This is a genomic window from Gelidibacter sp., assembly GCF_039916245.1.
GTDB lineage: Bacteria > Bacteroidota > Bacteroidia > Flavobacteriales > Flavobacteriaceae > Gelidibacter.
This window is the reverse complement of record NZ_JBDSLS010000221.1, coordinates 1-10022: the sequence shown is the minus strand read 5'-3', so window position 1 is coordinate 10022 and position 10022 is coordinate 1. Positions and strand designations below refer to the sequence as shown.

Genomic DNA, 10022 nt, shown 5'->3' with positions numbered 1-10022 from the left:
GTATTTAATCGGTTAGGATCTGCTTCTAAAGATTCCTGCAGGTTTTCGATTTCAGAAAACACATCGTCCAATTCAATCAAACTACTGGTTACCCTTTCAAAAACCAATTTATAATTTGAAGAAAAATCTGCCAATTTAGAAAGTTGGTTTTTAATTTCCGTCAAACTTGGCATCACTCCTATTTCTTGATTGCTCAATAATTCGTGGGATGCTTTAAGGCGTTCGCTTATTTCTTCAATATTATTAAGCGTTTCATATTCTTCTTCTAGCGTCTCCAATTCTCCTTCAACTAATTTGGCATCCTCCAATTCCTTCAGTAGAAATAAATTGTAATCCAACTCTTTTATCGCCTCAACCTTTTGATTTTGAAGTTTTTTAAGTTCTGATTTAACAGATTTCAATTTGCCTAATTGAAGTGAATAATCTTGAAGCAAATGACCATTCTGAGCTAACGCATCTATTACTTGAAACTGAAAATCATCATCGGTTAACTGTAAAGTTTGATGTTGCGAATGGATATCCAAAAGTCGCTCGCCCAGTATCTGAAGACTATTTAAAGTAACTGGTGTGTCATTTACAAAGGCTCTCGATTTTCCGGAAGGAAGGATTTCCCTACGGATAATGGTTTGCGGTTCATAATCCAAGTCTTCTGCTACAAATAGTGATTTCAGATTATAATTGGCAATATCAAATGTGGCTTCAATAACACATTTTTCTGAAGCGTTTTTTACACTGCTTAAATCGGCTCTTTTTCCAAGAATAAGAGATAAACCTCCTAAAAGAATGGATTTACCAGCGCCAGTTTCTCCAGTAATTATGGTCAAACCATTATTAAAGTGAACCTGAAGGCTATCAATTAATGCGTAATTTTTTATAGAAAGTGTGGTGAGCATTTAAATAAGTTTCTGGTTTCGTGTTTCTAGTTTCTGGTTAAAAACAAGGTTATAGAGTTAAGGTTTTGAATGATGTTACCGGATACTATCAAAGCTTCAAACCGTTTTCCAACTTCAAGCTTCGTGCTTCAAGCTAAAAATTAATCTCGCGCCATTTGGAGGCATGTGTTGGTGCAATCCTATTGAGAATATCTTTAATCTCGGTAACGTTCATTTTTGGTCCACCGCTAAAAATATCGAGAATCTCATTGGATTTAGCATCAAAGAACACGCGCATTAAAAATGAATTAGGCCGTTGGTTATTCATGGTCCTCAAATCTTCAAAAACCTTAGCAATAACTTCCTTTCCTTTTTTATCGTTATCTGCCATGATATCCAAACCGTTGCGATGGTAATTGTACATCACCGTTCTGAATTCTTTGAAAGTTGGGGATAATATATTGTCTATGAGCACAAAACGCGATTGCTGTCCGTCTTCCAATTTCCAACCCTTATAATTTCCTTGTTGGGAAAAATTAGTAATGGTTTGTGCTTGTTTAAAAAAGGGATCGCCGCCATTCAACTCAAAGGTATCGGCGTCCAAACCTAAAATCATGAAAACATGATAGGCTAAAACCGAAACCAAATTGGATTCAAATTGCGTCGGATTATAAACTAAATTTTGAAACTCAAGATATTTAAACGTAAAATTCCGGTCATTAAAGTTATATACTGGCGTGCTGTAGGTAGAGTTGAAAACCGGTCGCGAGGACTGCACTTGAATGGTGGCTTGAAACACATCACTATTATAATCATTAATATTGATGACCATACTACAATCAATGCGCTCCTGAGGTTTATAGGCTGTGTTGGTCCATTGGGTGTTATTGATAAACTCAGTCAACTGCCGTTCTAGCGTTTTAAAAACCTGTACGTTTTCATTCCCTGTTTGTTGCGCATTAACCACCAAGTTACAATTCAATTCTTGAGAAAACCCAGCAGTTGTGCAAGCTATAAAAAATATAAAAATAAGTTTACGCATGAATTTGTTTTATAATTTGATTCATTAAATCGACCGCGACTTCGTGTTTTGATTTTAATTCGTTCTCAATAACGTCTTGTTGATCCGTTATAAAAGTAACTTTATTAGTTGCCCCTCCAAAACCAGCACCTTTGTCATTTAACGAATTTAACACAATTAAATTTAAATTCTTAGCTTTTAATTTCCCTTTGGCATTTTCCAATTCATCATTGGTTTCTAATGCAAAACCAACCAGGAATTGATTTTTCTTAATGACTCCAAGAGAAGCCAAAATATCCTTTGTTTTCTCCAATTCAATAGAAAACGAAGTCTCCTTCTTCTTTATTTTGGTGGCTGAAATATTTTTAGGTCTGTAATCAGCCACTGCTGCCGAAAGAATGGCAATGTCAACCGAATCAAAATGATCATGAACGGCATCATACATTTGTGATGCACTTACTACTTTAAGGAGCTTGATAAGGCTGTGCGCAATGGTTTCATGTGATGGTCCAGATATTAAAATGACGTCAGCACCAAGATTGGCCGCAACTTTAGCGATCTCAAATCCCATTTTTCCACTGGAATGGTTTCCAATAAAACGGACGGGATCAATAGCTTCATAGGTTGGCCCTGCAGTAATCAAGACTTTCTTTCCTCTTAATGGCAGTTGATCTAAAATATTTTTTTCGATATAAGCCACAATATCTTCCGGTTCCGCCATCCGACCTTCTCCAACCAAGCCACTTGCCAATTCGCCACTGGTTGCAGGAATCATAATATTTCCGAAGCTATTTAGAATTTTAAAGGATTGAAGCGTGCTTTCATGCTTGTACATATCCAAATCCATTGCAGGCGCAAAATAGACAGGACATTTGGCCGACAAATAAGTGGCCATCAATAAATTATCACAAATACCGTGGGCCATTTTTGCCATCGTATTGGCTGTTGCAGGAGCGATTACAAATAAATCGGCCCATAGCCCAAGTTCGACGTGGTTGTTCCAAACGGCGTCTTCTTCATCGTCATTAACAAACGAAGAGTACACTGGGTTTTTAGATAAAGTGGAAAGCGTTAAAGGGGTAATGAAGTCTTTAGAAGCGGGCGTCATCACGACCTTTACGTGAGCACCCGCTTTTATGAATAACCTAACAAGGTTTGCTGTTTTATAAGCAGCAATACCGGCAGTAACGCCTACAAGTATGTTTTTGCCGCTTAAAATTGACATCTTAATTATGCTTCTTGGATATCGTCCTCAGTATTTCTGAAATAAATTTTATCATCTAACCATTCCTGAACAGCAAGTGCGTGCGGTTTTGGTAATCTTTCGTAAAATTTAGAGACTTCAATTTGCTCTTTATTTTCGAAAATCTCTTCAAGACTGTCATTAAAAGTTGCAAATTCTTCAAGTTTATCAACAAGTTCTCTACGGATATCTGTGTTGATCTGTTCAGCTCTTCTTGCTATGACAGAGATAGCCTCATAGATGTTTCCTGTTGACGCATCAATTTCATTACGGTTGTAAGTTATAGAACTCACTGGAGCATTGCTCTTTTTTAAATCTATCATCTATATAAAATTAACTTTTTATGGTATAGTTTTGAACTGCTGTTTGCAATTCGGCATTCATTTGTGCAGCTTCAGCACTGTGCTTCGATTCTGGATATGCTTTGACAAAAGTCTTGTAATATTTGAGTGCTATATTCAAACGCTCTTGACGTTTACGCTCAATACTGTTGATTCCCAATCGGTACGCCGAGTCAAATCTATAAAACATCGCTTCTTCTCTAAAAGTGGTTCCTGGATAATCCAATAGGAAATTATCAAAGGCTTTTATGGAAGCTTCGTAATCCTCAGACTCAAAATTGGCGATTTTATTATATAGTTTAGCAATCTCAAAAGCTTTCTTTTCCAATTTATAATCCAACTCATGAATTAAAGCATTGGCTTCCGGCAAATACTCTGAATCTGGATATTTATTGATGAATATCTGAAGCTTTTCAATAGCGGTTATCGTTTCCTTCTGCTCTTTACTGTAAACAGGCGATAGCATGTAGAAGCTTTTAGCAGCTAAAAACAAGCCTTCTTCAGCCTTTTCACTTTTTGGATATTGGCTTTCAAAACGCTCAAATTGATACCCCGCCAAATAGTAATCTTTCATTTGATAAAAAGAATTAGCGTACATGTACATCAATTTCTCAGCTTGCGGCTTCCCTCTATATTGTGGTGCAATTTGTGCGAATAGCTTATTTGCTTTGCCAAATTTACCAGCATCATAGAGCTCTGTACCCAATTTGAATTTTGTAGCAATATCTTCTGATTTTAATGCCTTTTGATATTCGCTACAAGAGGACAACACTAATGTGATCAGTAATGTGTAAAAAATGTTTTTCATGCAAGAACTTGTCTTCTTTGTATAATTAAATTGAAATGCCTGATTAAATTTGGTCATAGATTAAAGTTATGTTTAATGGCACTTCGGCATTTTAAACAGAATGCAAAAATACACATTTATAACGTATTATAAAACAAAAAATTTTAAGCTAAAATAACTGTTGAATTTAAGCTACTGAGAGGTTTAAGTAAAATTTAACGTTTTTACCTTTATTTAAGCAGCGCGACGCTTTTTTTTATTTTTTCTTTTAATGGATTTGACACCACAACCAACGGCAACCTTACCGTGTCTTGCGCTAAATCAAGGGCTTCAAAAACAGCTTTAATTCCCGCTGGATTGTTTTCTTCAAAAATTTGAGCCGTAACATCCATTAATTTAAAATGAAGTTGGTAAGCTTCCTTGGCTTTTCCTTCCATTCCTAAACGGATCATAGTTGAAAAATCTTTCGGAAATGCCTGTCCTAATACAGAAATCACTCCTGCACCACCAGCTAAAACAACAGCTAAAGCCAAATCATCATCGCCTGAAATTATTAAAAAATCGTCAGGCTTGTTCTTTAGTAATTGTAAATATTGGCTTACATTATTTCCTGCTTCTTTAACCGCTATAATATTCTCAAAATCATTGGCAAGACGCAAGATGGTTGCTGGAAGCATGTTTGACGATGTTCTTCCTGGTACGTTATATAAGATGATAGGTTTTGGAGAAGCTTCTGCAATCGCTTTAAAATGTTGATAAATGCCCTCCTGCGTTGGTTTTGTATAATATGGAGAAACTGATAAGATGGCGTCAATGTCTGTCAAATCCGTAGCTTGGGTTTCTTCGATAATTTCGGCTGTATTGTTACCGCCAATACCCAACACCAATGGCAATCGGCCAGCATTTGCCTTCTTTACAGTATTAATAACATCCTTCTTTTCCTGTTTAGTAATGGTAGCACTTTCTGCAGTGGTTCCACAAATGACCAAATACTCTGTGCCATTATCAATATTGAACTTGACAATAGTGGCGAGAGCGTTATGATCGATACTCAAATCAGTTTTGAACGGCGTAATCAAAGCTACACCTGTTCCGAAAAATTTTGTCATTATATTTTTTTTAATATGGTTAAGTATTTTTTTAATTCGGTTTTGAATACCTCAAAATCTTTCGTGCTGATATCCAATATGAAATCGAATAAACGGTCGTCCACATCTGACAGACCTATTTTGAAATTGGCTTTTGAAGCTGCAGTAACTATTTTCAATTCTAAAGCATCGTCTTTGTAAAATCCCACCAGCGCATCAAATTCAGTATCTAAAAAGGTTTGGAGTTCAACGTGTTTGATGCTGCCATTCCATCCAAAATCATTTTTACTGAAATAGTTGCCCCACAATCTTTCGGTCTTTTTTTCATCGGCAACAAAAACAATAATCTGAATTTTAGGCAACTGGACACCCAGCTCATTAAAAAAGTCCTTAAATGCCTCTACGTCAGAAAACTCACTCGAATCAATGATAATACCAACAGATTCTATTTTTTTATTACTAATCGCAACATCTTTAGAGCTTAACAGTCTGTTAATGAATTTTTGATTCGATTTTCCCCTAAATGCCTTTAAAATCATTTACTTTTGTTTTGACAAAGGTAGTAAACACAATACATTTATCAATTAACATTTTACAAGTTATTCAATGAATTTTAAAAATCTTCTACTAGTTTTTGGACTGCTTTTCTCCCTTTCTTGTAAAGCTCCAATGGATGTTTTCAAAATTGAAGGCAAAAACGTAAACATCAATGATAGTTTGCAATCCAACGCAGGTATTGATAATTTCATTAAGCCTTATAGAGAAAATATCACTAAAGATTTAGATAGTGTTTTGGGCTATTCGGTGGATACCTATTCCAAAGCAGATGGCGATTTAAATACCGCCATTGGCAATTTTATGGCCGATGTTATTTATGAAGAAGCTGATCCCGTGTTTTTTAAAAGAACAGGAGAGCATATCGACTTTGTTCTCATGAACCACGGTGGCATCAGATCCATTATATCTAAAGGACCAATTAGCAAAAGAACCGCCTTTGAACTCATGCCTTTTGAAAATTCGATTGTCGTTGCAAAATTACCGGGAGCCAACGTCAAAGAGATGCTCGACTATTTAGCAAAGGCCAAGCGTGCACATCCCATTTCTAAATTAAAAATAGTTTTGGATAAGGATGGCAACGTGGTTGAAAGCACTGTAAACCAAGCACCCATAGATTTCAATAAAACCTATTATATTGCCACCAACGACTACCTTATTACTGGCGGTGATGGCATGGACTTTTTTAAGGGAAGTGAAGAGGTTATTGTATTGGACTATAAAATAAGAAATGCGCTCATTGATTATTTTATGAAAACAGACACCATCAATCCTGTAGCCGATGACCGCTTTATTCAATTAAAAGATTAAATACATTTTCTGAAAGATATTTTTTTGAAGTTATGAAACGAGCATGCTAAAATTTTTATTACCCATGGGAATTATTAATTGCGAACAGCATGTGACCATTGAAAAACAATAAGCATAAACACATGAAAAGAAGAGAATTCATTCAACAAACAACAGCTGCGACCGCATTGGTAGGTTTGGGAGGCTTTGGTCTGCAATCATTTTCGAAGAGTCCGAAAAAGATAACCATTTTACATACCAACGACGTCCACAGTCATATCGATCCTTTTGGTCCTGAAGATGGCAGAAACCCTAATCAAGGTGGTGTTGCAAGAAGAGCCACATTGATTGAAGGTATTCGAGCGGAGAATCCGAACACCTTATTGTTGGATGCTGGTGATATTTTTCAAGGTACTCCCTATTTTAATTATTACGGCGGCGAATTGGAATTTAAGCTCATGAGCATGCTTAAATATGATGTTGCAACCGTTGGTAACCATGATTTTGACAATGGTGTTGATGGTTTGTACGCGCAATTGCCACATGCAAAATTTGATTTTATAAGTGCCAACTATGATTTTTCAAATACTATCTTGGATACGCATGTGAAACCCTATAAAACCTTTATTAAAGACGGCATTAAAATTGGCGTTTTCGGTTTGGGTATTGAACTCTCTGGATTAGTGGACAAAAATATGTATAAAGAAACCGTCTATTTAAATCCGTTGGAAATAGCTCAGGACATGTCGCGCATCTTAAAAGAGGATGAAAAATGTGATTTGATTATTTGCTTATCACATTTAGGCTATAATTACCGAAACAATTCTGAAAAACCAAGCGACCTTTCCTTAGCGAAAATGACCAAAGACATTGATTTGTTTGTTGGCGGCCATACCCATACCTTTTTACCCAAACCAACTATTGTAAAAAACAGTGTCGGCAAAAATGTATTGGTTAACCAAGTCGGTTGCTTTGGAATCAATCTGGGGAAAATAGATTTCTATTTTGACAGTGACAAAAACAAATCCGCGGACGGCGTTTCGATTTTGGTTTAAAACTGAACAGGAATTTGACTGGATTGAGAAATTGGTTCTGTTTTCATTTTTATAAAGCTATTTTCAACTTTCTGATGATTATAAACATAGATGCAAAACAAAAGAAGTCCTGCACCTTGTAGAATCTGTTGAATACCTTCAAACAACCAAAAACTCACATACATTGTAGTGAGAAAGCTTAAACCATCAGAAAAGACGAAGCAACATACAATAGTTAAGAATAGAATGGCTTGTGACGTCTCTTGGCTAAGATAAATAGCGATGGCTAAAAAGCTCATCAACAAAAAAGCAATTCCCTTACGTGCCATCAAGGTGAATATCACACTATCAGCAAAGTTATCCTGTACTTCGCTAAACATGATATACATAAAATAACTATTTACCAGAAGAATCAAAATCAGGTACATAGATACAAGGCCTTCAAATTTGACGTGTTTCACTTTTCCAATCATCACAAATGCCAATAACGCAAAAACTTCTAAAAAGCAGGATTCTGACAGCTTAGAAGATAAGGCAAGATGGTCAAGTGCAATAAAAAGCATTCCTAAGAAATACAAAATAAATATGGTGTAGAATATATTCGCCATGAAACGTTAACTGAAAAAGTAGTTTAAAAGCAGCACAGGAATGACAGCGAGCGCAGTTATCTTCGATAATAATGAAAATCCAAAATAGGAGGAAATAATATTGACTGTTATTATTACAGCCAACATTGCGATAATTGCCCAATTCGGTAATAAGTCATGCCATTTTTGAATGATAGATTCAAAATAAGTAGGTTCGGCAAATATAATAAAAAACACAACTTTAATCGCTGATTTACTGCGCTTCATCGACTATCCTATTATAGTCGCAATAAAATAGCGAGTTATAAAGCATTTTTTCGATCGCAAGAATCAATCCAATATAAATTTGCTATACATCATAATTTACGTGGGATAATTTTTATGTCCTTTTATCCTGAAAACGACTTTAACTTTCACATCAGATTATGGAGCAGATTTGTACGCTGAATAAGGTAATGATGGCCGCAGGATTACTAAGGAAAAAAAAACGAAATGTAAGCATGGAAATTTTTTAGAAAATGACCTTCTAAACCGAAGCTTCCTAATCGACAGATGCCACTTTCATGAAGTATGACCTCTGTACTTTAAGCGTTTTAATCAGAATAAAACACGCATTAAAAACGAAATTTAAACCACCAAGTCTTGATGCATTGAGTTTTCCTGGGGCTCATAGACGAGTTTTGACTGGAGATAGAAAAATAAAAAAGCAAGCACAAGAAACAAGGAACACATCACATTAAGCAAATTTATTGCTGAGATATAAAAATAGGCCAACTGTATCACTTCTGAAAAAAAGATAAAAATAGATCCAACCAACAAATTGATGGCTTTTTTATCCTCTTTATGAATGTAATTGATCAAAGACACCGTCAGTAAAATCATGATAATACTATTGTATACAAACTCCATATAATACTCATGATATGATAATTTATGCATGGCGGTATTGGTAACCACAACAACGCAAAACACGTCCATAATGATTAAAATAAGAAGGTGGAATGGATATTTTTTTACGATCTCCACCAAATTCATAGCGCTTAACATTTGCAGTATCAAAAAAGAATAAGCCATGATATACAAAGAATTAGCAATGTAATACACAGGATCCATCTGAGTGTTTGGCACAATCGGAATTTGCCATCTCATAAAGGCTAAAATATCGGCTATTGTAAATGCAATCAAAAACGATAAGAAAAATAAACGCTTTTCTTTGACAGAATAACAATATAAAATTGTTAAGAAAACCAATAGCAAAGCTCTCACTCCTGTGGCTTCAACTTCTAACTCAAAAATTTGAAAGCCCAGAAATAACACGGCTAGGGCGATCAAAACACCAATTAAGATTCTTCGGATAATCATATTACATGTCTCTTGTTCAAGCAAATATAAATAAATATTACAATTAAGCGGATAAATATGCATTTAATCGGTGAAACAAATAAAATTGTAGGTTTTCTACTTCAAAAGTGACATGAAATCATATTCCGAAATTATAGGGATCTGCAATTGCTCAGCCTTAGTTCGCTTGCTTGGCCCCATATTATCTCCTGCAATAACGTAATTTGTCTTTGACGATATCGAACTGGCTACCCTTCCACCGTTATCCTCTATCAGTTTTTTCAATTCGTCTCTTGAAACCGATTCAAAAACACCAGATACCACGAACGCCTGCCCTTCTAATTTATTAGTTTGATTCGCTAAT

At 35.5% G+C, this 10022-nt stretch carries 12 protein-coding genes; 2 read left to right on the top strand and 10 right to left on the bottom strand.

Translation table 11 applies throughout. The features are described 5' to 3' along the window. From ABIQ28_RS11760 to ABIQ28_RS11730, 7 genes are all read right to left on the bottom strand, one after another. A partial coding sequence (locus ABIQ28_RS11760) for an AAA family ATPase (RefSeq protein ID WP_348037521.1) occupies positions 1-893 on the bottom strand: 893 nt, incomplete at its 3' end. A gap of 133 nt (positions 894-1026) precedes the next feature. Then, entirely contained in the window at positions 1027-1914 is an 888-nt protein-coding gene (locus ABIQ28_RS11755; protein ID WP_348037519.1) for a DUF4835 family protein, read from the bottom strand. Then, positions 1907-3118 (bottom strand): bifunctional phosphopantothenoylcysteine decarboxylase/phosphopantothenate--cysteine ligase CoaBC, encoded by a 1212-nt coding sequence (coaBC, locus tag ABIQ28_RS11750; RefSeq protein WP_348037517.1) that lies wholly within the window; start codon positions 3116-3118, stop codon positions 1907-1909. The genes ABIQ28_RS11755 and coaBC overlap by 8 nt, the downstream gene beginning before the upstream one ends. Positions 3119-3123: 5 nt before the next feature. Beyond that, complete coding sequence (locus ABIQ28_RS11745) at positions 3124-3456, bottom strand: DNA-directed RNA polymerase subunit omega (RefSeq protein ID WP_348037523.1); 333 nt, start codon at positions 3454-3456, stop codon at positions 3124-3126. 13 nt (positions 3457-3469) lie between these two features. Further along, positions 3470-4285, bottom strand: coding sequence for an outer membrane protein assembly factor BamD (gene bamD, locus ABIQ28_RS11740; RefSeq protein ID WP_348037515.1), 816 nt, complete (start codon positions 4283-4285; stop codon positions 3470-3472). Between the two features lie 209 nt (positions 4286-4494). Then, positions 4495-5373 (bottom strand): 4-hydroxy-tetrahydrodipicolinate synthase, encoded by an 879-nt coding sequence (dapA, locus tag ABIQ28_RS11735; protein WP_348037513.1) that lies wholly within the window; start codon positions 5371-5373, stop codon positions 4495-4497. Then, complete coding sequence (locus ABIQ28_RS11730; protein WP_348037511.1) at positions 5373-5891, bottom strand: hypothetical protein; 519 nt, start codon at positions 5889-5891, stop codon at positions 5373-5375. Before ABIQ28_RS11730 ends, dapA begins: the two co-directional genes overlap by 1 nt. A 67-nt stretch (positions 5892-5958) precedes the next feature. Here ABIQ28_RS11730 and ABIQ28_RS11725 point away from each other — a divergent pair, with 67 nt between their 5' ends. Both ABIQ28_RS11725 and ABIQ28_RS11720 read left to right on the top strand, forming a co-directional pair. After that, a complete protein-coding gene (locus ABIQ28_RS11725) occupies positions 5959-6717 on the top strand; it encodes a 5'-nucleotidase (RefSeq protein WP_348037509.1) in 759 nt (252 codons plus the stop codon). Between the two features lie 122 nt (positions 6718-6839). Further along, positions 6840-7751 carry a metallophosphatase gene (locus ABIQ28_RS11720; RefSeq protein ID WP_348037507.1) on the top strand — a complete coding sequence of 304 codons (912 nt, stop codon included), beginning with the start codon at positions 6840-6842 and terminating at the stop codon, positions 7749-7751. Here the strand turns inward: ABIQ28_RS11720 and ABIQ28_RS11715 are convergent. The 3 genes from ABIQ28_RS11715 to ABIQ28_RS11705 all read right to left on the bottom strand — a co-directional run. Then, positions 7748-8338, bottom strand: coding sequence for a hypothetical protein (locus ABIQ28_RS11715; protein ID WP_348037505.1), 591 nt, complete (start codon positions 8336-8338; stop codon positions 7748-7750). The genes ABIQ28_RS11720 and ABIQ28_RS11715 overlap by 4 nt on opposite strands. A gap of 606 nt (positions 8339-8944) precedes the next feature. Further along, complete coding sequence (locus ABIQ28_RS11710) at positions 8945-9679, bottom strand: hypothetical protein (RefSeq protein ID WP_348037503.1); 735 nt, start codon at positions 9677-9679, stop codon at positions 8945-8947. Between the two features lie 96 nt (positions 9680-9775). Beyond that, a partial coding sequence (locus ABIQ28_RS11705; RefSeq protein ID WP_348037501.1) for a BRCT domain-containing protein occupies positions 9776-10022 on the bottom strand: 247 nt, incomplete at its 5' end.